This window comes from Tenebrionibacter intestinalis, from assembly GCF_016632365.1.
In the GTDB taxonomy this organism is placed as follows: domain Bacteria; phylum Pseudomonadota; class Gammaproteobacteria; order Enterobacterales; family Enterobacteriaceae; genus Tenebrionibacter; species Tenebrionibacter intestinalis.
Genome location: NZ_JAEPBH010000008.1, coordinates 1 through 24,494, shown reverse-complemented (window position 1 = coordinate 24,494; position 24,494 = coordinate 1). Strand labels below are relative to the sequence as shown.

The following is a 24,494-nucleotide window of genomic DNA, read 5'->3' as shown; positions in this document are numbered from 1 at the left end:
ATGGATTTTAAAAATATCTCTCTTAAAAAAAAGGTGGGAGCGGCTGTGCTACTGGCAGCAATGGCGGGCAGTCTCTATAGTTCCACGGCGCTGTTTGAGAACGTGCCGGCAGGTTATATATGCGTTATTCAGTCGCCGCTGTCCGGAAAATTAACTATACATACTGAACCTGGGCTTAAGGTTCAGCTATTTGGGATTGTGACCTATTACCCGCGTTCCGGTGTGCTGGAATTTAACCAGCCGGTCGATCCTAACGATCCGTCTCAGGTTTCGGCCTATAAAGCTGAAGAGGATGACGCTTTAAAAATCACTTTTAACGACGGCGGCGAAGCCTGGATTAGCGGATCTATTCGCTATGATTATCCTTTAGAGCAGGAAAAGATAAAAACGCTGCATAAGATGTTTTCAACACATAATAATGTGATGAAAGGTTTGATTGAAAAAACGGTAGAGCGTTCTATTTATATGTCCGGCCCGCTGATGTCGTCGATTGAGAGCTTTATGTCAAGGCGTGCGGAACTGCCTAAGCTGATTGAAGATCAGGCTCGTAACGGACTTTATGATGTGGTGACGAAAGATGTGCGTATGGAAGATGAATTCACCAAAGAAGTGAAAATGGTCAAAGTGGCCGAACCTATTCGCGACACGGGATCGCCGGGTGGGCTACAGCGTCAGGAAGAGTCGGTGTTAACGAAATACGGCATGTCGCTGTCAAATTTCACCACCAACAATATCTCCTATTCACCTAAAGTGCAGCAGCGTGTGGATGCGCTGTTCGCCGCGGCGTCGGATATTCAGGTTGCGACCCTGAATGCGAAAAAAGCCGAACAGGACAGAAAGACCTCAGAAGAGAAAGGGAAGGCTGAGGCGACAGAGGCCGAGTGGAAGGCAAAAACCAGCGCTGCCGAAGAGACGGAAAATGCGCGTAAGATCGCGGAAATTCAGAAAATAGAGGCGCAGCGGGATAAAGATGTGGCCATCATTGAAGCCAATAAGAAGCGCGAAGTGGCGGAACAGGAGAAAGTGACCGCCTCATTGTACAGGGATGCCCAGCTATTGCGCGCCGAAGCGGATGCCACCTATAAGCGCAAAATGATGGAGGCCGATGGCGCCCTTAGCCAGAAGCTGGAAGCCTATAAGCATTCAGTAGACCGTTTTGCCTCAGCAATGGAGAATTACAAAGGTAACTGGGTGCCGCAGGTCGTGACCGGCGCAAGCGCAGGCCAGAGCAATAATGCCGCTATGTCCATGATGGAATTTTTAAGCCTTAAGGCCGCGCGGGATTTAAGCCTGGAACTGGGCGCCGGGGATAAATAGCCTTAACGGCGGCAGGCCGGGAGTCCGTGTCCCGGCAGTGCGGTTTTACCAGCCGCAGACGTTGGTATCTTCATCTGTATCGTAGCCGCGTACGATATTGATCAGATCTTTTACGGCGTCGGCGGCCGTGGTTTTATCGGTCAAGGCGGTTAGCGAGGTAAACGTTTTATCAACGGATACCCCGTTGTTTTTATTAGTGACCGTCAGCGTGACGCCCTTTTCGCCTGCGCCGGGCAGGCCGTCTATCAGCTCGGCTACCGCTTTTGCGCCAGCTTCCGGGATATAAAGCGACATGGGCTTGAGATAAACTTTTTCCTGTTTTTGCCGGGTGCCGATGTCGGTCAGCTCCAGCGCATAGCCTTTATTTTCATCGGTCATGATGACGCTCCTTTATTCGGTGAGGATGGCCGGGTCGACATAAAAATCAACGTTAAACAGCGTATCGTCGGTCAGGGCCTCAATGCGGTGCCATTTTTCAGGCGGGAAAACGCCAAACTGCCCGGCTTCAATGGTCAGCGTATCGACAGGTTCGGCGCTGGTTTCATCTGCATAGCCATAATAGCGTATCGCTCCCTGCATAACGCTCAGGCGTGGGTAAACGCCCTGGCGCGTGCCCGCATCCAGGTGTCGCTGCCAGATAGAGGGGGGCGCAGTGTCTTTTGTCCAGAAAGGCGTAGTGCGCGTATGCACGTAGTGGGCAGGTATAACGATTCGTTGCATGACTGACCTCATTGATTGATAACGCAGACGCCGCCAGCCCTGGCATGGTGGTCTGTATAATATATCCGGCGCTTGCGTAGAGAGCCGTTTCAGACTTAAGCGGGGCGGTAAAGCTGAAGGGTTGCCCGCACAGCATACTCCGTATTGCGTTTGGCTAACAAACGGCAAATCAGCCCGGGCGGAGATACTGGAAGTGGAAATATAGTTTTGTTTTTTCGCGCCAGGGTGAAAATCCGTGCTGCGAAACAGGAAGACTAAACGCCGTTCACTGGGCCGCGCCCCGTTTATGTAAGCAGCATGCGCCCGGGTCGCTCCGTCAGCAATACCTCCTGTGAGTACCCGTTAGACGAAAAAGGGGTACTGTGTTTAAAAAAAACGTGGCGCTACGCCGGAGTGGGGCCGTTATACCCCTGCGTCGGCGCCCACGCGTTATTACCCTGGTAATAATCGTGGCTGGCGTGATGCCCGTATGTCGCCTCGCTTTGCTTTTCCAGCACCGGCGACAGGCAGTTAAATTTTCGCCTGAACACTGTCCAACCGCGCGATAACGATGTAACTGCCGTTAACCCGCCGGCCAGTTATGGCAACGGTTTTGATTGTCTTACTTCCGCAGGGGGGAGCAAGCCGCGTTGATGCGGGCGTTAGCTCGCTCTTTTCGTTTTATCTGTTCATACAAACGGGCGTTAGCCGGTGCGCTCAGGCCGTGAGCGCGAGCGCGGCGTAGCAGGTAACCGGTGATATAATCAATTTCCGTATGCCGTTGCGAACGCACGTCCTGGAGCATGGATGAGATATTTTCAGCGGTGCTGTCCACCACGCGCCAGACATAATTTAACAGGTCGTCTGCGGTGACGGGGTGGCCTTCACGTTGCATAACGCGCGCCACCTCGTTACAGACCGTTTTGACATCGCAGGCCCGGTTGCGTAATTCTCCGTTAGGGCAGTTGAACACGGCAGTCATCGGGTTAATAACACAGTTGGCCGCCAGTTTACGCCAGCTAGCGGCGCTGATATTGTCATGCCAGGTCACGTCTGGCAGCGCATGCTGTAGCGGGCCGGCAAGCCCGCCGTGAGCGTGTCCGGCTTCATTGCCCGGCCCGATATGGGTTATGCCGGATGCAACGTGTATTATCGCGCTGCCCTCCCGGCGTGCGGCCTGAGTGGTTACGCCGAGAATGAGCGGCTGGCGCAGAGCATGTAATTCTTCGACCGTTCCCATACCGTTATGCATCAGCAACACGGGGCATGAGGCGTTCAGCGTAGCGGCGAGTTGCTTAACTGCGAGGGAAACCTGGAACGCTTTAAGCGTGACCAGCAGCAGATCGCTGTTTGCCAGAAATTCACGGCTGTTGGCAGGCAAGTCTTGTTGGAATCTCATGCCGTTGGCGCCGGTCACATTCACATGACATAATGTTTGCGGCGCGCGTAGCCACCCCTGAAGTTCGTGCCCTTGCCTGGCAAGCGCGGCCAGCCAGAGTTGCCCGATAGCGCCACAGCCCAGTACGGTAACTTTCATTGATCCTCCCCCGCCTTTATGACATCAGGCGTATGGACATAGCGCCAACGGGCGGGGGCTGGAGGGGTAAATAGCCATTCGCGTTCCGATACGTCAGCGGTTACAGGCCGTATAGTATACGTTGTCGGCGCGTTCCTCGCCTGTCCGGTTGTTTTGTGCGGCTCAGCGGGTATTATGCAACGCAACAAAAAGAGAGGGAGACCCAAATATGCCATCTTTTGACATCGTATCTGAAGTCGATTTGCAGGAAGTTCGTAATGCGGTGGAAAATGCCACCCGCGAGCTGGAAACCCGCTTCGATTTTCGCGGCGTGACCGCAAGCTTTGAATTCAACGAAAAAAACAAGAGCATTAAGGTGCTGAGCGAGTCTGATTTTCAGGTTAATCAGCTACTGGATATTCTGCGCGGTAAATTGCTTAAGCGTAATATTGAAGGCAGTTCGCTGGACGTGCCGGCAGAGTTTGAGCACAGCGGTAAAAACTGGAGTGTGGATGCAAAGCTCAAACAGGGCATTGATGCGGCGCAGGCAAAAAAAATCGTTAAGCTGATTAAAGACAGCAAGCTGAAAGTGCAGGCGCAGATTCAGGGGGAACAGGTGCGTGTTACGGGTAAATCCCGTGACGATCTCCAGGCGGTAATGGCGCTGGTGCGCGGCGGCAACCTGGGCCAGCCTTTCCAGTTCAACAACTTCCGCGATTAATTTCTACCAGCCCGGGCGTGCGTCAGGGCTGGCTCCTTTCAGGCATGCTTTTGAATAAGCTGCTCTATTTCAAACCGGTTTGTCACTTTGCTGTCAATTTTTATATAGGCGCTGCGTTCTTGCGGCACCACAATCGCCTCGCTAACGCCGGGCGCGGCCAGCAGACGCTGCGAAAGCGTGACGTCGTCCAGTACCGTGTGCGGCAGTTCAACGCGAAGGCTGCTGACGTAGGGCGGCTCCTGCATGGTAACGCTCACAGATAACCAGACGGCGGCAAGAAACGTACCGAACAGGAAAACGACCTGGGTATCGTAATGCCCGGCCAGCCAGCCGCCGAGCGAACCGCCAATAGCTACGCCGAGAAACTGGCTGGTGGAGTAAACGCCCATTGCTGTGCCTTTATATCCGGCCGGCGATTCTTTGCTGATAAGCGATGGCAGGATAGCCTCCATGAGATTAAAGGCGATAAAAAAGATCTGAACGCCGGCGACCAGCATCCAGAAGCCGGAGCCAGAACCCCACAGCACAATTTCAGCAACCAGCAGCAGCGCCACGCAGCCTACAAAAACGCGCTTCATGCGGCGCTTTACTTCGGCATAAATAATCAACGGCACGACGGAAATAAAGGCGAGAAGCATGGTGCACAGGTAGACTTTCCAGTGATTGACTGCGGGCAGGCCTGCGTGCGCCAGTTCTGTCGGCAGCGCCACAAACGTGGACATCAGCATAATGTGTAAACACATAATGCCGAAATTGAGCTTGAGCAGTTTTGGGTTAGCGAGCACCTGGCGAAAACAGCCTTTAACCATACCGGATTCGCGATTAAGGCGGTGATCTCCGGCATCCGGTACCAACACAAGGGTAATAATGACTGCCAGCGCGGCAAGTAATGCAATCATCCAGAACAGGCCGTGCAGGCCGAAAGCCTGGGTTACAATCGGGCCGAGCACCATAGCCAGCGCAAACGTTATTCCAAAACTTACGCCAATAAAGGCCATTGCTTTGGTGCGGTTTTGCTCGCGTGTAAGGTCAGAAAGCAGCGCCATAACAGCCGCAGCGATGGCGCCTGACCCCTGTAACGCGCGGCCAAGTATAACGCCCCAGATAGACTCTGAGAGCGCGGCGATAACGCTGCCGAGTACGAATATCAACAGCCCGCCGACAATGAGCGGCTTGCGGCCAATGCGGTCAGAAAGGAGGCCGAATGGGATCTGAAATACGGCCTGCGTCAGTCCGTAAATACCAATGGCCAGCCCGATAAGCGTTTCACTGGCGCCCTGCAGCGCCATTCCCCAGGTGGTGAGCACGGGCAAGACCATAAACATGCCCAGCATGCGTAATGAGAAGACCGCTCCCAGCCCCCAAGTTGCACGACGCTCAGCAGGCGTCATCGTGTAATCGTTCATTCATTTCCTGGAAGAAAAGTCGGACAATAAAAACTTATCAGAACCTGACGCCGTAAAAATGCCGTCAGGCGATAATAGTGAGTCAGAGGTTTAACGCCGTGCGGCTATTTTCGCACAGTCATACGGACCACGCTCAGAAAGGTTGAAATTGCGTTAACTGTTAAGCGGCCCATAGTGTAGTGCGCTGGCAGGTAAGGGTAAATGGCCGCTGTTTTAGCAAATATTACAACAAAGACGGCGAGAAAAAGGCGCCAGCACGCCCAGGGCCTGTGATAAGCGCCGGGCGACACGTTGGTAAATTTATATCGGCCGAGAGCCGTAAGGCGGGCAGAAACACGTTCCTGCCCGTTTGTTAACCCCTGACGGGCGCTAATATGCCCATTGCCGTTACGGGGGGCTTATCTAACGTAAGCCAGCAATTTATGCGAGTCCGGCACCATAAAGTCTACTGACATCATGACGCTTAACGAAGTGATGGCGACGATAGAAAAAATGAACAGCTTGCGCGCCCACACGTGGTCATTTTCCGTCTTATAACCCGACAGCGCCATACCAAGCCACCATACGCTGACGGCTGCGCCGACAATCAGGTATTTGTAGCCTGCATAGCCGCCAAGTGAAAGCATCAGCGTGGCGACCGCAAAGGCTGCGATGTAGAGCGTGATGTGGTTTTTCGCAACCGAAATCCCTTTTACCACGGGCAGAACCGGGATACTGGCGGCCTGATAATCCTTGAAGCGAAAGATGGCAATCGCATAAGAATGCGGCATCTGCCACAGGCTAAAAATAGCCAGCAAAATCAGAGCGCCGGTATCAAACTCATTGGTCACTGCACAGTAGCCAATAACCGGCGGCGCAGCGCCGGAAAGGCTTCCGATTAGCGTGCCGTAGACGGATTTGCGCTTCATGTAGAGGCTGTAAACGCCGACATAGACCACAAAACCCATCACCCCCAGCCCGCAGGCCCAGGGGTTAGCGCCAAACCACAGCAGCATGAAGCCAGCAATACCCAGCAGGGTAGCGTACACCAGTGATGCGTTCGCAGAGATCAGGCCCTTAACCAGCACCCGATTCTTTGTTCTCTCCATCTTGCGGTCAATATCGCGGTCGATAACGTTGTTGTATACACAACCCGACGCTACCACCAGCGATACGCCTACAAGGGTGTACAGGAACAGGGGATAGTCAATACTGCCTTTTGAGGCCAGTAAAAAACCTCCAATGACAGAAATTAAATTCCCAAAAATAATTCCTGGTTTTGTAACTTGCAGGTATTGCTTAATCATGTTTACCGCTCTTAAGAAAGCATCATATTGTGGTTCAGGTTCCACATAATCCAGATTGAGCCGACAACCAGAATAGCAATGATCAGCACAGTAAAAATAAATGCTGTCAGGTTCCAGCCGCCTTCGGAGGTGGTATTCATATGCAGGAAGCAGGATAAATGCACCAGAATCTGTACCACTGCGGTGACCAGCACCACGCCAAGAATAGCGGCATGAGACGCGCCGCCGTTCATCACCATCCAGAAGGGAATAACGGTCAGGATGACAGACAGGATAAAGCCTGTCATATAGGTTTTGACGCTGCCGTGGGGCAGAGCGTGATCGTTGGTATGGCTCATTACATCGCCCCCATCAGATAAACTACAGAGAACACACAGATCCAAACCACATCCAGGAAGTGCCAGAACAAGCTCAGGCACATCAGGCGGGTGCGGTTTGTGCTGGTCAGGCCGCGGCGGGAAACCTGGTACATCATCACTGCCATCCAGATAAGGCCTGAAGTGACGTGCAGGCCGTGCGTGCCAACCAGCGTAAAGAACGCTGACAGAAAGCCGCTGCGGTCCGGGCCATAGCCTTCAGCAATCAGTTTGTGAAATTCATAGATTTCCATCCCGATGAAGCCTGCGCCGAACAGAAAAGTCAGCGCAAGCCAGGTCAACACCTTGCTCTGGTTATTGTTGTTCATGGCGATAACCGCCATGCCATAAGTGATAGAACTGAACAACAGCAGGAAGGTTTCGACCAACACGAACGGCAGTTCGAAAATATCCTTACCCGTTGGGCCGCCGGCGGTGCCGTTCACCAGAACGGCATAGGTGGCAAACAGACATGCAAAGATAATGCAGTCGCTCATCAGGTAGATCCAGAAGCCAAAAATCTTATTGGCGCCTGCATCATGGTGCCCATGATCATGCGCGTGGGCGTGCGCCTGAGACAAAGTAGTATCAGTTGACATTTTTCAGCCCTGCTTTAGTAATTTCGTCGAAATGCTGGTTTTCCAGTTTTTCGATCTCTTCAACCGGTACGTAGTAATCCACGTCTTCATCGAAGCTTTTGACAATCCAGGTCACCAGGGTAGCCGCGAAGCTTACGATAGCCAGCCACCATATATGCCAGATCATGGCAAAGCCGAAGGCAGCGATGAACAGTGAGATAATGATGCCCGCGCCGCTGTTTTTCGGCATATGGATTTTTTCGTAATGTGTCGGCTGTTTGTACGCTTCGCCTTTTTCTTTCATTTCCCAGAACGCATCGCGTTCGTGAACGTGTGGTACAACGGCGAAGTTATAAAACGGCGGCGGTGAAGAGGTTGACCATTCCAGCGTGCGTCCGCCCCACGGATCGCCCGTGAGATCGCGGTTTTGATCGCGATCGCGGACAGACACATATAGCTGAATCACCTGGCACAGCACGCCCAGCGCGATCAGCGCGGCGCCCACCGCGGCTATCGTCAGCAGAGTGTGGAACTGCGGGTCTATCTGCTGGCTCAGGCGACGGGTCATCCCCATGAAGCCCAGCACATACAGCGGCATAAACGCCACGAAGAAGCCGATTATCCAGAACCAGAAAGCGCGCTTACCCCAGGTTTCATTCAGCGTATAGCCAAACGCCTTCGGCCACCAGTAAGTCATACCGGCAAACAGGCCGAACACGACGCCGCCGATGATAACGTTATGGAAGTGGGCTATCAGGAACAGGCTGTTATGCAACACGAAGTCTGCGCCCGGTACAGCCAGCAGCACGCCGCTCATTCCGCCGATAGAGAAAGTGACGATAAAACCTATCGTCCACATCATTGCGGAATTAAAGACGATACGGCCCTGATACATGGTGAACAGCCAGTTGAAAATCTTCACCCCGGTCGGGATAGCGATAATCATGGTGCTGATGCCGAAGAAAGCGTTGACGTTCGCGCCGCTGCCCATAGTAAAGAAGTGGTGTAACCAGACAATGAACGACAGGAAAGTGATACAAATCGTCGCCCAGACCAGCGAGGTGTAACCAAACAGGCGCTTTTGAGAGAAGGTTGCGGTGACTTCAGAGAACACCCCAAACACAGGCAATACCAGGATGTACACTTCCGGGTGTCCCCAGGCCCAAATCAGGTTGATGTACATCATCATGTTGCCGCCCATATCATTGGTAAAGAAATGGGTGCCCAGATAACGGTCAAGCGTCAGTAAGGCGACGGAAACCGTCAGGATTGGGAAAGAAATGATGATAAGCACGTTGGTACACAGGGCAGTCCAGGTAAACACCGGCATTTTGAACAGATCCATGCCCGGCGCGCGCATCCTCATGATAGTGATGAAGAAGTTAATCCCTGTCAGCGTAGTCCCGATACCGGAAAGCTGAATACTCCAGATCCAGTAATCGACGCCTACGCCTGGACTGTACTCAATGCCCGACAGCGGCGGATAGGCCACCCAACCGGTTTGGGCAAATTCGCCAAGCCCCAGAGAAAGGTTGACCAGCACCACGCCAACTACGGTCAGCCAGAAGCTCAGATTGTTCAGGAACGGAAACGCCACGTCGCGCGCGCCGATCTGTAGCGGAACGACCAGGTTCATCAGGCCGACTACAAACGGCATCGCCACAAAGAAAATCATGATAACGCCGTGGGCGGTGAAGATTTGATCGTAGTGGTGCGGAGGCAGGAAACCGGCCTCGCCGGCTGAGGCCAGCACCTGCTGGCTACGCATCATGATAGCGTCAGCGAAACCGCGTACCAGCATGACGAGTGCGACGAGGATATACATAATCCCCAGGCGCTTATGGTCGACAGAGGTCAGCCACTCATTCCATAGATAAGACCACTTACCGAAGTAAGTAAGCGCTGCCACAATCGCCAGACCTCCGACGATGATGGCGGCAACCGTTACCATGATGATTGGCTCATGGTACGGGACTGCATCCAGTGTAAGTTTTCCGAACATCGTATTTATTCCTCGGCGCCCTGATGAGAGGTTTCCGCATTGCTCATGGACATGCCTTCAGTGGAATGGCCAGCGTGCTTGCCTTCCGGTTGGGTCAGATCCATGCTTTTCCCGTGCGACATAAATTTGTTCACGACGTCTTTGAACAAATCCGGCTTCACGCTGGAGAAGTATTGAACTTCGTTGTATTCGCTCGGCGCCGCCAGCTTCTCATATGCCGTCATATCATTGATGGTTGAAGAAGACTGCTTAACTTTTGCGACCCATTGTTCAAAGCTTGCTTTGTCCGGCGTTGCGATGGCTTTGAACTTCATGCCGGAGAAACCCGGGCCGCTATAGTTGGACGAAATACCGTCGTAGGTGCCCGGTTCATTAGCGATGAGATGCAAAGTCGTCTGCATGCCTGCCATAGCGTAAAGCTGGCTACCCAGGCGCGGAATAAAGAAGGAGTTCATCACGGAATTAGAGGTGATTTTGAATTTCACCGGCGTATTGGCCGGGAACGCAATTTCGTTCACCGTTGCGATACCCTGTTGTGGGTAAATAAAGAACCACTTCCAGTCCATTGAAACAACTTCAATGGTTATGGGCTGCTCAGTGTGATCCAGCGGTCGGCTGGGTTCCAGAGAGTGAGTAGTTTTCCAGGTCAACACGGCCAGGAAGATGATAATCAGAACGGGAATTGTCCAGACCACCGCTTCCACTTTATTGGAGTGGGACCAGTTAGGCGTATATTTCGCATCCTTGTTCGTTGCCCTGTACTTCCAGGCAAAGCCAATAGCCATCAGAATAGCCGGTATCACGACAATCAACATCAGGCCAAGTGCCGTCAGTATTAGTGAACGTTGCTCCAGACCAATCTGCCCTTTTGGATCGAGAAGTGCCGAATCACAGCCGCTCAGTAATAGTGCGGAGGCGAATAACGACGTCCATCCCAAACTTTTATTGTATTTCCTGAGTCTCATTTAACGACCTCAATTCCACGGGATCGGGTGGCGTTTAAAGTGTGCGGGCATTTTACGGGATGGTTACATTACTGTAAACATGACTAAGGTTGTGTCATTAAGGTGTTAGCTGCTTCTGCTTTGCATGTCACGAAAAAGGTAACGTTATGTAAATATTAAGGAGGGGAGAGATGAATGGAGGTTATAACTAAACCGATTGTAAATTAATGTCAATTGGCTTTGTTGGTATAAAAAACCGCTGACCCAGATTTTTATTAACAATAAATTATCAAAAATTAAACCTGAGTTGGTGAAAAATACTTTCTTACGGTGAATAACTTTTTCCGCGCGCGTTTGCTCGCGGGACGTAAAATTATTTTCCGTCGCTTTTTTTGCTAAAAATTAATGCGCAGACAAACGTTAAAGGGACACCGCAGGGTTTACCCTGCGGTATTAGAAGCCGCGCGTCTGAGCGCGACGTAATCCAGCACACTGCCAAGCAGAATGCCCGTTATGGCCAGCAGCGCGCCTCCCTCAAGCAACAGCGTATCAAAGGAGAACGTGACCAGTCCGCATGCCCGGATAATAAGCATTATCAGCCAGGCAACTAACAGCAGGCAGCCAACGGTGAGAATACGCAGCGCGAGACGATACCCGCCTGCAAATTCGGTTCGCGGCATAAACGATTGCGTACGCTGCGTATATTCCAGCGTGCGGCGGCAAAGTAACAGCAGCAGGATGCCCGGCACGGCGGCGATAACGGAGAACAGATAGAACGTCGGCCAGCCGTGGCCTTCAACAAACCAGCCCGCAATGGGGCCTACATAAACGCGGCCTACGGCCGACAGTGCGGATAACAGGGCGAACTGAGTGGCGGAAAAGGACTTATTACATAACGCCATAAGCAGTGCGACAAAGGCCGCCGTACCCATGCCGCCGCACAGATTTTCAAAGAAAACCGCACCGCCCATCGTAAAAATATTTTTCTCAGTGACCGCCAGTATCCAGTAACCCGCGTTAGATATGCCCTGCAAAATACCGAAGATAAAGAGCGCGCGAAACAGGCTCAGGCGCTGCATGAGCACACCGCCGTACAGCGCGCCAATAATCGTGGCGAACAGACCCAGCGTTTTATTGACCACGCCAACCTGGCCTGCATCAAAACCCACGCCACGAATCAGAAATGTCGTCGACAGGCTCATGGCGAAGGCGTCGCCCAGCTTGTACATAACAATAAGGAGTAAAATAAGCCATGCGTTGTTACGGCCAAAAAAGTCGCGCAGGGGGGCTGAAACCGCCTCTTCAAGAGTTTTCGGCGCCCCGGTGGCGTTAGCCGGTTCCTCAGCCAGCAGTGTGGCGACAATGCAGGGAATCAGCAGGGCGGCCATTAGCCAGTAGGTGGCCTGCCAGCCGAGATATTTGTCTGTCATCCATAGCGCCAGACCGCCGGAAACCAACATCGCCAGGCGGTAGCCCAGCACGCTGATTGCCGCGCCGGAGCCGCGTTCCTGAGCGGGCAGCACATCCGTTTTCCATGCGTCGAATACAATATCCTGTGAGGCAGAGCAAAAGGCGATTAGTACTGCCAGCGCCGCCATCCAGCGTAACTGGCTGGCGGGATCCATAAAGCCCATTGCCGTAATACCCGCCATTAATAGCGCTTGTGTGAGAAGCAACCAGCCGCGGCGTCGGCCAAATAGCGGCGGGGTAAAGCGATCCATTGCCGGCGCCCACAGAAATTTAAATACGTAAGCCTGGCCGACGAGGGAGAAAAAACCGATGGTTTTTAAATCGATATTCTCAACCGTCATCCACGCCTGTAGCGTACCAGAGGTCAGCGCGAGAGGGAGGCCGGAAGCGAACCCCAGTATTAACAGGATGGCCGATTTTGGCTGGCGAAAAAGCTGTAATGTATTGCTCGACATGATAAACCCGATAAAGGACCCGGCATGACCGGGGCCAGATTGATGGCAAAGAGGAAACGAAAGAAAACCTTCCTATTTGCGGCCATCAGCCGAAAACCCATGCAATGGGTTTTCCTGATTTATTTTTCCGCCGCTTTGGGCTGAAATTATTTGACCTGAAGTTGCCTGGGGCCCGCTCAACCTGACAGCGCTGAGCCTGTAACAGGTTGATTAACGCGCGTTCTGCTTAATAAAGTCGTGAATGCTGGTGTCCTTCGCCATTTCGGCAATCGTGTCGGTTAATGTGGTGTTCACCGAGTTGGCGATGTCCTGATTCGAAGCCTGGAAAGCCCCCTCAACGGTATAGCTTGAACGGTACTGCTTGTTAATCTTGTTGCCGTTCTTCGCCGTGGCGGCGATAGTGATATCCGCTTTTGTGGCGATTTTGTAGCGAACGTTGCCCTGGGAAACATCGGCAAACAGTTGGTTAACGATTATTTGTAAATCCACCGGGCCGCCAGGGCCAATCATATAGCCGCGCGCGGTCATCTGCTTTTCCAGCACTTCCTGAAGCAGGTAGCGCAGGTCGCGGGACGGCGTTAGCGCAACCAGTCGGTTGTTGCGGTTAATTTTCGCCAGCGCCTGATCCGCACGCCGATCCGCGCCGTTAATGCTGATGGTCACGCCCATCAGGCTGGGATCCTGTTGCGGTAAGGTTATCTTCGGCGAAACTTCAAGCGTGCTGGATTGCGATGCGCAACCGGCAAGCATGACCAGAGCCATCAGCGGAAGAACGATCTTTTTTAGCATAGTTGGTTATCTCAATCTCAAATGTTGCAGATGTCTGTGTAACACGTTTTTCGCCATCATAGCATCGCTGTGAGTAAGGGGAAGCGGGAATATATCCAAACAGGACGCTTCGGCGGTTAACAGACCTAACCCAGGATAAAGCGAGAGCGAGCCGCCGGCGCGGAGGGGAATTTTTTGTTGAGAAATGGCAATGGAAGCGGTAAAAGCGGCTAACATTGAAAGATATGGGAGCCATCCCTGCGTTGACGAGGTAAGCATTATGATGGTACGCGAGCAAATTGAAGCAAAACTCAGGGCAGCGTTTGATCCCGTGTTCCTTGAAGTTGTTGATGAGAGCTATCGTCACAATGTTCCGGCGGGATCCGAAAGCCATTTCAAGGTGGTGCTGGTAAGCGACCGTTTTACCGGGGAACGTTTCCTGAACCGCCATCGTTTTATCTATGGCGCGTTAAGTGAGGAGCTGGCAGGCAGCGTCCACGCGCTGGCGCTGCACACTTACACTAATAAAGAATGGGCAAGCCTACAGGATACGGTATTCGCTTCTCCACCCTGCCGGGGGGCTGGAAGTATTGCCTGAAGGCGGTGTTGGGAAGAATAACTATTATTGTTATGCATTAAGCGCCAACGCAACGATAAACGGCCTTCGGGCCGTTTTCTTTTTGCCTGAGGCGAAGATGCGCGGAAATTGTGAAAGATGCCTCAGCGTTGTCCGCCGCCGTCCTCGACTCACCAGGGGGATGTCGCTATAATGCCGCGTCTAATTTTCGGAATGTCTTCGGGGTAATTCTGGCGACAGGGAGAGCGGTTCCGGTTTTAGCGTTTATCCCGATGCTGTGAAGTAACGACAACATTCCTGCGGGGGTTGCTTCCAGAGTTGACCGAGCACTGTGATTTTTTGAGGTAACAAGATGCAAGTTTCAGTTGAGACCACCCAGGGCCTGGGGCGCCGTTTAACGATTACTATCGCTGCTGATAGCATCGAAAACGCTGTAAAAGGCGAGCTGGTCAACGTAGCGAAAAAAGTCCGCATTGACGGTTTTCGTAAGGGAAAAGTACCGATGAATATCGTCGCTCAGCGTTATGGCGCGTCTGTTCGCCAGGACGTTCTGGGCGACCTGATGAGTCGTCATTTCATTGATGCGATCATCAAAGAGAAAATCAATCCGGCTGGCGCGCCAAACTACGTGCCGGGCCAGTATAACCTGGGGCAGGATTACACTTACTCTGTAGAGTTCGAAGTTTATCCGGATATTGAGCTTAAAGGCCTGGAAAACATCGAAGTCGAAAAACCGATTGTTGAAGTGAAGGATGCTGACGTTGACACCATGCTGGAAACACTGCGCAAGCAGCAGGCCACGTGGAAAGATAAAGACGGCGCCGTCGCGGCTGAAGACCGCGTGACGCTGGACTTCACAGGCAGCGTAGACGGCGAAGAGTTTGAAGGCGGTAAAGCAACCGATTTTGTGCTGGCTATGGGCCAGGGCCGCATGATTCCGGGCTTTGAAGATGGCCTGGTGGGCCACAAAGCGGGTGAGGAGTTCACCATTGACGTGACGTTCCCGCAGGAGTATCACGCTGAAAACCTCAAGGGCAAGGCCGCGAAGTTCGTTATCAACCTGAAGAAAGTGGAAGAACGCGAACTGCCGGAAATGACCCCGGAGTTTATCAAACGCTTTGGCGTTGAAGATGGCTCTGTCGAAGGCCTGCGCGCTGAGGTGCGTAAAAATATGGAGCGCGAGCTGAAAGGCGCCGTGCGTAACCGTATTAAATCTCAGACGATTGACGGTCTGGTAAACGCTAACGATATCGACGTGCCGGCTGCGCTTATCGAAGGCGAAATCGACGTGCTGCGCCGCCAGGCCGCACAGCGTTTCGGCGGTAATGAGAAGCAGGCGCTTGAACTGCCGCGTGAGCTGTTCGAAGAACAGGCAAAACGCCGCGTTGTAGTCGGCCTGCTGCTGGGCGAAGTGATTCGCAGCCAGGAGCTCAAAGCCGATGAAGAGCGCGTAAAAGAGCTGATTGAAGAGATGGCTTCTGCCTATGAAGATCCGCAGGAAGTTATCGAATTCTACAGCAAAAACAAGGAGCTGATGGACAACATGCGCAACGTCGCTCTGGAAGAGCAGGCAGTTGAAGCCGTTCTGGCGAAAGCGAAGGTGTCAGAAAAAGAAACGACCTTCAGCGAGCTGATGAACCAGCAGGCGTAATCGCGCGTTTGAACGCGTCAGCGTGTAAAGCCTGTCACCGCCGGTGGCGGGCTTTTTTTTACCATAAAAACAACTGCGGCTTATATTGAGAATAAAACCGACGTCGGGCGCTTAGCGTTCACGCCAAAGGTTGTTATGCTTGAAAAGGCGTGCGGTCGGCCCCATCTGGTTCTGACGGTCGGCTTGCCGATACCCTGGTTGATATCCGTCTGTGTGCCGGACGCGCTGCATGGTCAATTTGGGCGCGCTTTAGTAAAATCAGCGCAGTAAGAACGATAATGAAGGAGACGGACATGTCATACAGTGGCGAAACAGAACAATTTGCACCCAATATGGCGCTGGTGCCGATGGTTGTCGAACAAACATCTCGCGGCGAGCGTTCTTACGATATCTTTTCCCGTCTGCTTAAAGAACGCGTCATTTTTCTGACCGGCCAGGTTGAAGATCACATGGCCAATCTGATTGTGGCGCAAATGCTGTTCCTGGAAGCAGAAAATCCGGAAAAAGACATTTACCTTTATATCAATTCGCCAGGCGGAGTCATCACTGCCGGGATGTCGATTTACGACACGATGCAGTTCATTAAGCCGGACGTTAGTACATTTTGTATGGGGCAGGCGTGTTCTATGGGCGCATTCCTGCTTAACGCGGGAGCGAAGGGAAAGCGTTTTTGTATGCCAAACTCTCGCGTAATGATTCATCAGCCGCTGGGCGGCTATCAGGGCCAGGCATCGGATATTGAAATCCACGCGCGTGAAATCCTGAAAATTAAAGCGCGTATGAATGAGCTGATGGCGAAACATTCAGGTCAGCCGCTTTCGAAAATTGAGATGGATACCGAACGTGACCGCTTCCTGTCTGCTGAAGAGGCGCTGGAGTATGGTCTGGTTGACGCTATTCTGACCCACCGTGAATAATGCGGATGCCCGTGGCGCAGTGTGTCGCTATACTGTAAGTAAACGACGGAACTTCGGCGCGCCGGAGGTGGTTGTGTCGGTAAAGAGCAGGCAAGGACGTGCGTCGTCGCGTGCGGCAAAAAGCAACAGAAAAGAGGTTTTTACCCATGACAGATAAGCGCAAAGACGGTTCAGGAAAATTGCTGTACTGCTCTTTTTGCGGCAAGAGCCAGCATGAAGTGCGCAAACTGATTGCAGGACCGTCAGTGTATATCTGCGATGAGTGTGTCGATTTATGCAACGACATCATTCGCGAAGAGATTAAAGAAGTCGCGCCGCATCGTGAGCGTAGCGCGTTGCCGACCCCGCATGAAATCCGCCGCCATCTGGATGATTACGTCATCGGCCAGGAGCAGGCTAAAAAGGTGCTGGCGGTAGCGGTATACAACCATTATAAGCGCCTGCGTAATGGTGATACATCTAATGGCGTGGAGCTTGGCAAGAGCAATATTTTGCTAATCGGCCCGACCGGTAGCGGTAAAACGCTGCTGGCAGAGACGCTGGCGCGTTTGCTGGATGTGCCGTTTACTATGGCCGACGCCACCACGTTGACCGAAGCAGGTTACGTGGGCGAAGACGTAGAAAACATCATCCAGAAGCTGTTGCAGAAATGTGATTACGATGTGCAAAAAGCGCAGCGTGGTATTGTTTATATCGATGAAATCGATAAGATTTCGCGCAAATCCGATAACCCGTCTATTACCCGCGATGTGTCCGGCGAAGGCGTGCAGCAGGCGCTGCTGAAGCTTATCGAAGGCACCGTAGCGGCTGTTCCGCCGCAGGGTGGACGTAAGCATCCTCAGCAGGAGTTCCTGCAGGTTGATACCTCGAAGATCCTTTTCATCTGCGGCGGTGCGTTCGCCGGGCTGGACAAAGTGATTGCAAACCGCGTGGAAACGGGGTCCGGCATCGGGTTCGGCGCAACGGTAAAAGCGAAATCGGAGAAAGAAACCGAAGGACAATTGCTGGCGCAGGTTGAGCCGGAAGATCTGATAAAGTTTGGTCTTATTCCAGAGTTTATCGGGCGTTTGCCGGTGGTGGCGACGCTCAATGAGCTGAGCGAAGACGCGCTTATTCAGATACTCAAAGAGCCGAAAAATGCGCTGACCAAGCAGTATCAGGCGCTGTTTAACCTTGAAGGCGTCGAGCTGGAGTTTCGTGATGAAGCGCTGGACGCTATTGCGAAGAAAGCGATGGCGCGCAAAACCGGGGCGCGCGGCCTGCGTTCTATCGTTGAAGGCGCGCTGCTGGAGACGATGTACGACCTGCCGTCAATGGAAGACGTGGAAAAAGTGGTGATTGATGATTCCGTCATTGAAGGGCAGTCCGATCCGCTGTTGATCTATGGTAAATCTGAGGCGCAGCAGGCGTCTGGCGAATAATTCGTCGCTTCTTACAGAGCGTTACCGTATAAATGGGGGAATTTTTCCCCCATTTACTTTTCCTTAATCCCTGCCGTTGAATGTACGGGAAATATCCCCATATACTAATCCACTGACTGGAGATGCCGTAGATGCCGTGAAAACGTGTTCACGTGCGCCCCTAACCTGGCGGAAACTAAATTGAGAGAGAGCTCTATGAATCCTGAGCGTTCTGAACGCATTGAAATCCCCGTATTGCCGTTGCGCGATGTGGTGGTTTATCCGCACATGGTCATTCCGCTATTTGTTGGGCGGGAGAAATCCATTCGCTGCCTGGAAGCGGCAATGGACCATGATAAAAAAATCATGCTGGTGGCGCAGAAAGAGGCTTCCACGGATGAGCCGGGTGTTAACGACCTTTTTTCCGTAGGTACCGTTGCCTCAATTCTGCAAATGTTGAAACTGCCGGACGGCACTGTCAAAGTGCTGGTTGAAGGCCTGCAGCGCGCGCGTATTACTACCCTTGCCGATAACGGCGACCACTTCAACGCACAGGCGGAATATATGCTTTCGCCTGACATCGAAGAGCGTGAGCAGGAAGTGCTGGTACGCACGGCTATTAGCCAGTTCGAAGGCTACATCAAGCTAAATAAAAAAATCCCGCCGGAAGTCCTGACGTCGCTTAACAGCATTGACGATCCGGCTCGTCTGGCCGACACCATCGCCGCTCACATGCCGCTGAAGCTGGCGGACAAACAGTCTGTGCTGGAAATGTTTGACGTTAACGAGCGTCTGGAATACCTGATGGCGATGATGGAATCGGAAATCGATCTGCTTCAGGTAGAAAAACGCATTCGTAATCGCGTTAAAAAGCAGATGGAGAAAAGCCAGCGCGAGTACTATCTGAATGAGCAGATGAAGGCGATTCAGAAAGAATTGGGCGAAATGGATGATGCGCCGGATGAAATCGAAGCGCTGAAGCGTAAAATTGACGCGGCTAAGATGCCGAAAGAGGCAAAAGAAAAAGCCGAAGCCGAGCTGCAAAAGCTAAAAATGATGTCGCCGATGTCGGCAGAAGCGACCGTGGTGCGCGGCTATATCGACTGGATGGTTCAGGTGCCGTGGAATGCGCGCAGTAAAGTGAAAAAGGATCTGCGCCAGGCCCAGGAAGTGCTTGATACTGACCATTACGGTCTGGAGCGCGTGAAAGATCGCATTCTGGAATATCTTGCGGTGCAAAGCCGCGTGAACAAGCTTAAGGGGCCTATCCTGTGCCTCGTTGGGCCGCCGGGGGTAGGTAAAACCTCGCTGGGCCAGTCCATTGCTAAAGCTACCGGGCGGAAATACGTGCGTATGGCGCTGGGCGGTGTACGCGATGAGGCGGAAATTCGCGGGCATCGTCGCACCTATATTGGTTCTATGCCAGGCAAGCTGATTCAGAAAATGGCGAAAGTCGGCGTGCGCAATCCGCTGTTTTTGCTTGATGAGATCGACAAAATGTCTTCTGACATGCGCGGCGATCCGGCGTCTGCCTTGCTGGAAGTCCTCGATCCTGAGCAGAACGTGGCGTTCAACGATCACTACCTGGAAGTGGATTACGATCTGAGCGATGTGATGTTCGTGGCAACCTCTAACTCCATGAATATCCCCGCGCCGTTGCTCGATCGTATGGAAGTGATTCGCCTGTCGGGCTATACCGAAGATGAGAAGCTCAATATCGCCAGACGTCATCTGCTGTCGAAACAAATTGAGCGTAATGCGCTGAAAAAAGGCGAACTGACGGTAGAAGATAGTGCAATTATTGGCATTATTCGCTACTACACGCGTGAAGCGGGCGTGCGTAGCCTGGAGCGTGAAATTTCCAAGCTGTGCCGCAAAGCGGTGAAGCAACTGTTGCTGGATAAAACGCTTAAGCACATCACAATTAACGGCGATAACCTCAAAGAGTATCTGGGCGTACAGCGCTTTGATTATGGCCGCGCGGACAATGAAAACCGCGTGGGTCAGGTCACTGGTCTTGCGTGGACGGAAGTGGGCGGCGACCTGCTAACCATTGAAACCGCCTGCGTGCCGGGTAAAGGTAAACTGACGTATACCGGTTCTCTGGGCGAAGTGATGCAGGAGTCCATTCAGGCGGCGTTGACCGTGGTGCGCGCCCGGGCGGAGAAACTTGGTATCAACGCCGATTTCTATGAGAAACGCGACATCCATGTACACGTGCCGGAAGGCGCTACGCCAAAAGATGGCCCAAGCGCGGGTATCGCCATGTGTACCGCGCTGGTCTCCTGTCTTACCGGCAACCCGGTACGCGCTGATGTGGCGATGACCGGTGAAATTACGCTGCGTGGACAAGTTTTGCCTATCGGCGGGCTAAAAGAAAAACTGCTGGCAGCGCACCGCGGCGGCATCAAAACCGTACTGATCCCGGATGAAAACAAACGCGATCTTGAAGAAATTCCGGATAACGTTATCGCCGATCTCGATATTCACCCGGTAAAACGTATCGAAGAAGTGCTTTCTCTGGCTTTGCAGAATGCCCCGTTCGGCATGGAAGTCGCTAAATAGTGACCTGACGCAAAGAGAAGTAAGAAAAAAAATGCTGGCAGGCGTATTCACACTTGCCAGCTTTTTTTTGTCTGGCTAACTTAATTACCGTCTGGCTGATTTTTCAGACAAAGGCTTGCCACAACAGGTGTTGTAAGGGCATAACAGGCCTGATATAAATGCTGCGCGGTCGCGTTCCGGGGGATTTGGGCGCGATATATATAATAACGAGAGGAAGAGAAGAGTGAATAAATCTCAACTGATAGAGAAGATTGCCGCAAACGCCGATATCTCGAAAGCTGCGGCTGGCCGAGTGTTGGATGCCTTTCTGGATTCTGTTACCGAATCTCTGAAGTCCGGGGATGATGTGGCTCTGGTCGGATTCGGCACCTTCGCGGTTAAAGAGCGCGCTGCCCGTACTGGTCGTAATCCGCAGACTGGTAAAGAGATCAAAATTGCCGCTGCTAAAGTACCCGGCTTCAAAGCAGGTAAAGCGCTGAAAGACGCGGTTAACTAAATCAGCAATCGCTCCTTCGCGAAGGCGCAGCTTTACAGGTACGCCGAAAGGGTGCATCGATAGATGTGCCTTTTTTATTACGTAAAAATAGCAATCCGGGCTGACAATCACCCCGGTTTCTTGTCACAATACGCCTTTATGCGCAGCGGCGAGGCATGCTGCGCCAGATAGCAGTTCTATTACAGCGGAGTGTTGTTACACCATGATGGACAATTTACGCTCGGCGGCTAACCACGTCGTGCTCAAGATCATTCTGGGTTTGATTATCGTGTCATTTGTTCTGACGGGCGTCGGTAACTACCTGATTGGCGGTAACAATAATTATGCCGCAAAAGTTAACGGTCAGGAAATCAGCCGCGCGCAGTTTGAAAACGAGGTTATGAATGAACGCAATCGTCAGCAGCAGCAGTATGGCGATCGTTTTTCTGAGCTCGCCGGTAATGATGGGTACATGAAAAATATGCGCCAGCAGGTTTTGCAGCGCGTTATTGATGAGACCCTCCTGAACCAGTATGCCAAAGAGCTTGGTCTTAATATCAGCGACAGCCAGATTAAAGAAGCGATTTTCAGCAATCCCGCTTTTCAGCGCGATGGTCACTTTGATAACCAACTTTACAACGCCATCATCAGCAACATGCGTATTACGCCGGATCAGTACGCACAGGCGCTGCGCAAACAGTTGATAACCCAGCAACTGGTAAGGGCGATTGTCGGTAGCGATTTCCTGCTGCCGGGAGAAGCGCAATCGCTGGCTGCGTTGGTTTCACAGCAGCGCATTGTGCGTGAAGCCACGCTGAGCGTTGATGCGCTGGCGCACAAACAGCAGGTTTCTGAAGACGAAATTAAGGCGTATTACGAACAGAATAAATCCCGTTTTATGGTGCCTGAGCAATATCGCGTAAGCTACATTAAGCTGGATGCCGCCACAATTAACGAAGACGTTAGCGATGCAGAGATTCAGGCATGGTACGATCAAAATCGCGCCCGGTTTACCCAGCCGGCGCGCTATCGCTACAGCGTTATTCAAACTAAAACCGACGCGGATGCTAAGGCTGCGATCGAGCTTCTGAAAAAAGGAGAAGACTTTGCCTCGGTAGCGAAAGCGAAATCTACCGACATTATTTCCGCCCGTAAGGGCGGCGATATGGGCTGGCTTGAGGCATCGACGCTGCCGGATGAACTTAAGAACGCGGGTTTAAAAGAAAAAGGACAGCTTTCCGGGGTGATCGCCTCCTCCGTAGGGTTCCTGGTAGCGCGTCTTGACGATGTGCAGCCGGAGCAGGTCAAACCTCTGGCCGTTGTACGTAACGACATCGCCAATAAAGTGAAGCAGGAAAAAGCGCTGGATGCTTTCTATGCCCTGCAACAGAAAGTAAGCGATGCTGCAAGTAACGATAACGAATCGCTGGCCAGCGCGGAACAGGCTGCAGGCGTAAAAGCGGTGGAAACAGACTGGTTTAGTCGTGATAACCTGCCTGAAGCGCTGAACTTTAAGCCCGTTGCGGACGCGATTTTTAACGGTTCACTGGTCGGGGAGAACAACACCCCGGGCAGCAACTCCGACATCATCAACGTTGATGGCGATCGTGCGTTTGTTTTGCGTGTGTCTGACCATAAGCCAGCGGCGGAAAAACCGCTGGAACAGGTACGTAACGATGTACTGACCGCGTTGCAGCGCCATAAGGCTGAGCAGCAGGCGAAAGATGATGCCGCTAAGCTGCTGGCTGCGTTGAAGAAAGGCGACGGCGACAAGGCGCTCAGAGACGCGGGCCTGAGCTTCGGTCAGGCAAAAACGTTGGACCGCACCGGTCAGGATCCGATTTCCCTTGCGGTATTTAACCTGCCGCTGCCGGAAAAAGATAGGCCAGGCTATGGTGTGGCCAGTGATATGCAGGGCAATGTCGTGTTGCTTGCTCTTGATGAAGTGCGCAACGGCGATATGCCGGCAGATCAGAAGAAAGTAATGGAGCAGGGGTTAACGCAGAACAACGCGCAAATCACCTTTGAAGCGTTAATGGATAACCTGCGTAAGTCGGCGAAAATCAAACTGGGCGATTTCGCAACGCAACAGTAACCTTTCGATGTAGGTTCTGCTTTGCGCGCAACGTAATGCAACTTTCAAAGGCCGCTTTCGCGGCCTTTTCCATATCCAATATTTGCCGCTTGGGATCCTCGTAGCACCTGTTAAGGTAGTCTCGCTGTCAACAAATCAGGGAGATAACAGCATGAAAACATTGATCGCTATTGTCACACTGGCGCTGTCGTTAAGCGGTTTTACGGCAGGTTCGCAGGCGGCGCCAGCGGCGCTTAAACCTGCCGCGCAACCGGTGCTAACAAAAACGGCGCAGGATGACCGCGTGAGTATCAACAGCGCATCGGCAGAAGAACTGGCGCAGATGCTTAATGGCGTGGGGACTAAAAAAGCCCAGGCTATCGTTAGCTGGCGTGAAGAGCATGGGTTATTCAAAAGCGTGGATGATTTGCGCAGCGTGCCGGGGTTAGGCAATACGCTGGTGGAGCGTAATCTGTCGCGCCTCAAACTTTAACCGTTGCGGCATAGCGCAGTGAGCGTTTTTTGCTACGCTGTAGAGGTCATACCAGTGCGTATGGCCTCTGTACACTGCTCAAGGCATATATTCTCCCGGGAAGCCGTTTGGGAAAACATAAAACAGTTAAGGTAAGCCGCTATGCAGACGCAAATTAAGGTTCGGGGATATCATCTTGATGTTTATCAGCACGTTAATAATGCACGCTACCTGGAGTTTTTAGAAGAAGCACGCTGGGAGGCGCTGGAAAACCAGGCTGCGTTTCAGTGGCTTACGGCGCGAAATATTGCTTTTGTGGTCGTTAACATCAATATTAACTACCGGCGCCCTGCGGTATTGGGAGATGTATTAAACATAGTCAGCAGCCTTGAACAGCTCAACGGGAAAAGCGGCGTGCTGCGCCAGGATATCTACCTACAGCCGCAAGGCCCGCTAGTGGCCGATGCGTTGATTACTTTCGTTTGTATCGACCGTAATACACAAAAGACGTTGGCGCTGGAAGGGGAGCTGCGCCAGCATCTGGAGCAGATGATGTGATAATACGCGATGGAAATAATATCCTGCGTACCGCCGAAAAGATCTTTGATACGGTAACGTTAGGGCGAAAAAGAGAAAATGGAAAAATTGAAGTAAATTTGCGCCAGCCATACCTGATGCTGGCCACTTAAGGTTAGGCAGGCGCTCCGTTTATTAAAAGCCCAACGATATAGGGGATTTTATTAACGGTGAACGGGCAAAGCGGGTCACCGCAGCCCCTTTGCCAACGCCTGCGATACAGCAAAGATATCGCTGTTTTGCTGTTTTGCTGTTTTGCTGATTTGCTG

General features: G+C 52.4%; 23 protein-coding genes. 11 read left to right on the top strand and 12 right to left on the bottom strand.

Going from position 1 to position 24,494, the window contains the following annotated elements; translation table 11 throughout:
- Complete coding sequence (locus tag JJB97_RS04380) at nt 1–1,317, top strand: flotillin family protein (RefSeq protein WP_238712684.1); 1,317 nt, start codon at nt 1–3, stop codon at nt 1,315–1,317.
- Between the two features lie 45 nt (nt 1,318–1,362).
- Here JJB97_RS04380 and JJB97_RS04375 read toward each other — a convergent pair whose 3' ends face one another.
- From JJB97_RS04375 to panE, 4 genes are all read right to left on the bottom strand, one after another.
- On the bottom strand, nt 1,363–1,695 hold the full coding sequence (locus JJB97_RS04375) for a DUF1869 domain-containing protein (protein WP_238712681.1): 333 nt from the start codon (nt 1,693–1,695) through the stop codon (nt 1,363–1,365).
- 12 nt (nt 1,696–1,707) lie between these two features.
- The gene (locus tag JJB97_RS04370; RefSeq protein ID WP_238712678.1) at nt 1,708–2,037 is read right to left on the bottom strand and encodes a DUF1971 domain-containing protein; all 330 of its coding nucleotides are present in this window, start codon (nt 2,035–2,037) and stop codon (nt 1,708–1,710) included.
- A 383-nt stretch (nt 2,038–2,420) separates the two neighbouring features.
- On the bottom strand, nt 2,421–2,567 hold the full coding sequence (locus tag JJB97_RS04365; RefSeq protein WP_238712675.1) for a hypothetical protein: 147 nt from the start codon (nt 2,565–2,567) through the stop codon (nt 2,421–2,423).
- A 71-nt stretch (nt 2,568–2,638) separates the two neighbouring features.
- Nucleotides 2,639–3,553 (bottom strand): 2-dehydropantoate 2-reductase, encoded by a 915-nt coding sequence (panE, locus tag JJB97_RS04360; RefSeq protein WP_238712673.1) that lies wholly within the window; start codon nt 3,551–3,553, stop codon nt 2,639–2,641.
- A 208-nt stretch (nt 3,554–3,761) separates the two neighbouring features.
- Here panE and JJB97_RS04355 point away from each other — a divergent pair, with 208 nt between their 5' ends.
- Entirely contained in the window at nt 3,762–4,253 is a 492-nt protein-coding gene (locus tag JJB97_RS04355; protein ID WP_238712670.1) for a YajQ family cyclic di-GMP-binding protein, read from the top strand.
- A gap of 38 nt (nt 4,254–4,291) precedes the next feature.
- On the opposite strand, the gene JJB97_RS04350 is transcribed toward JJB97_RS04355, so the two are convergent.
- From JJB97_RS04350 to JJB97_RS04315, 8 genes are all read right to left on the bottom strand, one after another.
- A complete protein-coding gene (locus tag JJB97_RS04350; protein ID WP_238712668.1) occupies nt 4,292–5,659 on the bottom strand; it encodes an MFS transporter in 1,368 nt (455 codons plus the stop codon).
- Between the two features lie 398 nt (nt 5,660–6,057).
- Nucleotides 6,058–6,945: a heme o synthase gene (gene cyoE / locus JJB97_RS04345; RefSeq protein WP_238712667.1), complete on the bottom strand. Its 888-nt coding sequence runs from the start codon at nt 6,943–6,945 to the stop codon at nt 6,058–6,060.
- Between the two features lie 11 nt (nt 6,946–6,956).
- A complete protein-coding gene (locus JJB97_RS04340) occupies nt 6,957–7,283 on the bottom strand; it encodes a cytochrome o ubiquinol oxidase subunit IV (RefSeq protein ID WP_238712665.1) in 327 nt (108 codons plus the stop codon).
- Nucleotides 7,283–7,900, bottom strand: coding sequence for a cytochrome o ubiquinol oxidase subunit III (locus JJB97_RS04335; RefSeq protein ID WP_238712663.1), 618 nt, complete (start codon nt 7,898–7,900; stop codon nt 7,283–7,285). The genes JJB97_RS04340 and JJB97_RS04335 overlap by 1 nt, the downstream gene beginning before the upstream one ends.
- On the bottom strand, nt 7,890–9,881 hold the full coding sequence (gene cyoB, locus JJB97_RS04330; RefSeq protein ID WP_238712661.1) for a cytochrome o ubiquinol oxidase subunit I: 1,992 nt from the start codon (nt 9,879–9,881) through the stop codon (nt 7,890–7,892). The genes JJB97_RS04335 and cyoB overlap by 11 nt, the downstream gene beginning before the upstream one ends.
- Before the next feature lie 5 nt (nt 9,882–9,886).
- Nucleotides 9,887–10,846, bottom strand: coding sequence for a cytochrome o ubiquinol oxidase subunit II (cyoA, locus tag JJB97_RS04325; protein ID WP_238712660.1), 960 nt, complete (start codon nt 10,844–10,846; stop codon nt 9,887–9,889).
- 419 nt (nt 10,847–11,265) lie between these two features.
- Entirely contained in the window at nt 11,266–12,750 is a 1,485-nt protein-coding gene (gene ampG / locus JJB97_RS04320) for a muropeptide MFS transporter AmpG (RefSeq protein WP_238712658.1), read from the bottom strand.
- 210 nt (nt 12,751–12,960) lie between these two features.
- Nucleotides 12,961–13,539 (bottom strand): lipoprotein, encoded by a 579-nt coding sequence (locus JJB97_RS04315; RefSeq protein WP_238712656.1) that lies wholly within the window; start codon nt 13,537–13,539, stop codon nt 12,961–12,963.
- Nucleotides 13,540–13,798: 259 nt separating this feature from the next.
- On the opposite strand from JJB97_RS04315, the gene bolA reads away from it, so the two are divergent.
- The 9 genes from bolA to JJB97_RS04270 all read left to right on the top strand — a co-directional run bounded on the left by bolA (nt 13,799) and on the right by JJB97_RS04270 (nt 24,207).
- A complete protein-coding gene (gene bolA / locus JJB97_RS04310) occupies nt 13,799–14,116 on the top strand; it encodes a transcriptional regulator BolA (RefSeq protein ID WP_238712654.1) in 318 nt (105 codons plus the stop codon).
- Between the two features lie 331 nt (nt 14,117–14,447).
- A complete protein-coding gene (gene tig / locus JJB97_RS04305; RefSeq protein WP_238712651.1) occupies nt 14,448–15,746 on the top strand; it encodes a trigger factor in 1,299 nt (432 codons plus the stop codon).
- Between the two features lie 293 nt (nt 15,747–16,039).
- Nucleotides 16,040–16,663, top strand: coding sequence for an ATP-dependent Clp endopeptidase proteolytic subunit ClpP (gene clpP / locus JJB97_RS04300; protein ID WP_238712648.1), 624 nt, complete (start codon nt 16,040–16,042; stop codon nt 16,661–16,663).
- 146 nt (nt 16,664–16,809) lie between these two features.
- The gene (gene clpX / locus JJB97_RS04295; protein ID WP_238712646.1) at nt 16,810–18,084 is read left to right on the top strand and encodes an ATP-dependent protease ATP-binding subunit ClpX; all 1,275 of its coding nucleotides are present in this window, start codon (nt 16,810–16,812) and stop codon (nt 18,082–18,084) included.
- A gap of 195 nt (nt 18,085–18,279) precedes the next feature.
- Nucleotides 18,280–20,628 (top strand): endopeptidase La, encoded by a 2,349-nt coding sequence (gene lon, locus JJB97_RS04290; protein ID WP_238712644.1) that lies wholly within the window; start codon nt 18,280–18,282, stop codon nt 20,626–20,628.
- A gap of 223 nt (nt 20,629–20,851) precedes the next feature.
- Entirely contained in the window at nt 20,852–21,124 is a 273-nt protein-coding gene (gene hupB, locus JJB97_RS04285) for a nucleoid-associated protein HU-beta (RefSeq protein WP_017371424.1), read from the top strand.
- A gap of 202 nt (nt 21,125–21,326) precedes the next feature.
- The gene (gene ppiD / locus JJB97_RS04280) at nt 21,327–23,198 is read left to right on the top strand and encodes a peptidylprolyl isomerase (RefSeq protein WP_238712642.1); all 1,872 of its coding nucleotides are present in this window, start codon (nt 21,327–21,329) and stop codon (nt 23,196–23,198) included.
- A 151-nt stretch (nt 23,199–23,349) separates the two neighbouring features.
- A complete protein-coding gene (locus tag JJB97_RS04275; protein ID WP_238712641.1) occupies nt 23,350–23,670 on the top strand; it encodes a ComEA family DNA-binding protein in 321 nt (106 codons plus the stop codon).
- Nucleotides 23,671–23,811: 141 nt separating this feature from the next.
- On the top strand, nt 23,812–24,207 hold the full coding sequence (locus tag JJB97_RS04270; RefSeq protein WP_238712638.1) for a YbgC/FadM family acyl-CoA thioesterase: 396 nt from the start codon (nt 23,812–23,814) through the stop codon (nt 24,205–24,207).
- Nucleotides 24,208–24,494 lie beyond the last annotated feature (287 nt).

What these genes read in the sequence shown, in the direction of transcription:
- JJB97_RS04380 (WP_238712684.1), top strand. Translation starts at nt 1, where the DNA reads ATGGATTTTAAAAATATCTCTCTTAAAAAAAAGGTGGGAGCGGCTGTG.
- JJB97_RS04375 (WP_238712681.1), bottom strand. Translation starts at nt 1,695, where the DNA reads ATGACCGATGAAAATAAAGGCTATGCGCTGGAGCTGACCGACATCGGC.
- JJB97_RS04370 (WP_238712678.1), bottom strand. Translation starts at nt 2,037, where the DNA reads ATGCAACGAATCGTTATACCTGCCCACTACGTGCATACGCGCACTACG.
- panE (WP_238712673.1), bottom strand. Translation starts at nt 3,553, where the DNA reads ATGAAAGTTACCGTACTGGGCTGTGGCGCTATCGGGCAACTCTGGCTG.
- JJB97_RS04355 (WP_238712670.1), top strand. Translation starts at nt 3,762, where the DNA reads ATGCCATCTTTTGACATCGTATCTGAAGTCGATTTGCAGGAAGTTCGT.
- JJB97_RS04350 (WP_238712668.1), bottom strand. Translation starts at nt 5,659, where the DNA reads ATGAACGATTACACGATGACGCCTGCTGAGCGTCGTGCAACTTGGGGG.
- cyoE (WP_238712667.1), bottom strand. Translation starts at nt 6,945, where the DNA reads ATGATTAAGCAATACCTGCAAGTTACAAAACCAGGAATTATTTTTGGG.
- JJB97_RS04340 (WP_238712665.1), bottom strand. Translation starts at nt 7,283, where the DNA reads ATGAGCCATACCAACGATCACGCTCTGCCCCACGGCAGCGTCAAAACC.
- JJB97_RS04335 (WP_238712663.1), bottom strand. Translation starts at nt 7,900, where the DNA reads ATGTCAACTGATACTACTTTGTCTCAGGCGCACGCCCACGCGCATGAT.
- cyoB (WP_238712661.1), bottom strand. Translation starts at nt 9,881, where the DNA reads ATGTTCGGAAAACTTACACTGGATGCAGTCCCGTACCATGAGCCAATC.
- cyoA (WP_238712660.1), bottom strand. Translation starts at nt 10,846, where the DNA reads ATGAGACTCAGGAAATACAATAAAAGTTTGGGATGGACGTCGTTATTC.
- ampG (WP_238712658.1), bottom strand. Translation starts at nt 12,750, where the DNA reads ATGTCGAGCAATACATTACAGCTTTTTCGCCAGCCAAAATCGGCCATC.
- JJB97_RS04315 (WP_238712656.1), bottom strand. Translation starts at nt 13,539, where the DNA reads ATGCTAAAAAAGATCGTTCTTCCGCTGATGGCTCTGGTCATGCTTGCC.
- bolA (WP_238712654.1), top strand. Translation starts at nt 13,799, where the DNA reads ATGATGGTACGCGAGCAAATTGAAGCAAAACTCAGGGCAGCGTTTGAT.
- tig (WP_238712651.1), top strand. Translation starts at nt 14,448, where the DNA reads ATGCAAGTTTCAGTTGAGACCACCCAGGGCCTGGGGCGCCGTTTAACG.
- clpP (WP_238712648.1), top strand. Translation starts at nt 16,040, where the DNA reads ATGTCATACAGTGGCGAAACAGAACAATTTGCACCCAATATGGCGCTG.
- clpX (WP_238712646.1), top strand. Translation starts at nt 16,810, where the DNA reads ATGACAGATAAGCGCAAAGACGGTTCAGGAAAATTGCTGTACTGCTCT.
- lon (WP_238712644.1), top strand. Translation starts at nt 18,280, where the DNA reads ATGAATCCTGAGCGTTCTGAACGCATTGAAATCCCCGTATTGCCGTTG.
- ppiD (WP_238712642.1), top strand. Translation starts at nt 21,327, where the DNA reads ATGATGGACAATTTACGCTCGGCGGCTAACCACGTCGTGCTCAAGATC.
- JJB97_RS04275 (WP_238712641.1), top strand. Translation starts at nt 23,350, where the DNA reads ATGAAAACATTGATCGCTATTGTCACACTGGCGCTGTCGTTAAGCGGT.
- JJB97_RS04270 (WP_238712638.1), top strand. Translation starts at nt 23,812, where the DNA reads ATGCAGACGCAAATTAAGGTTCGGGGATATCATCTTGATGTTTATCAG.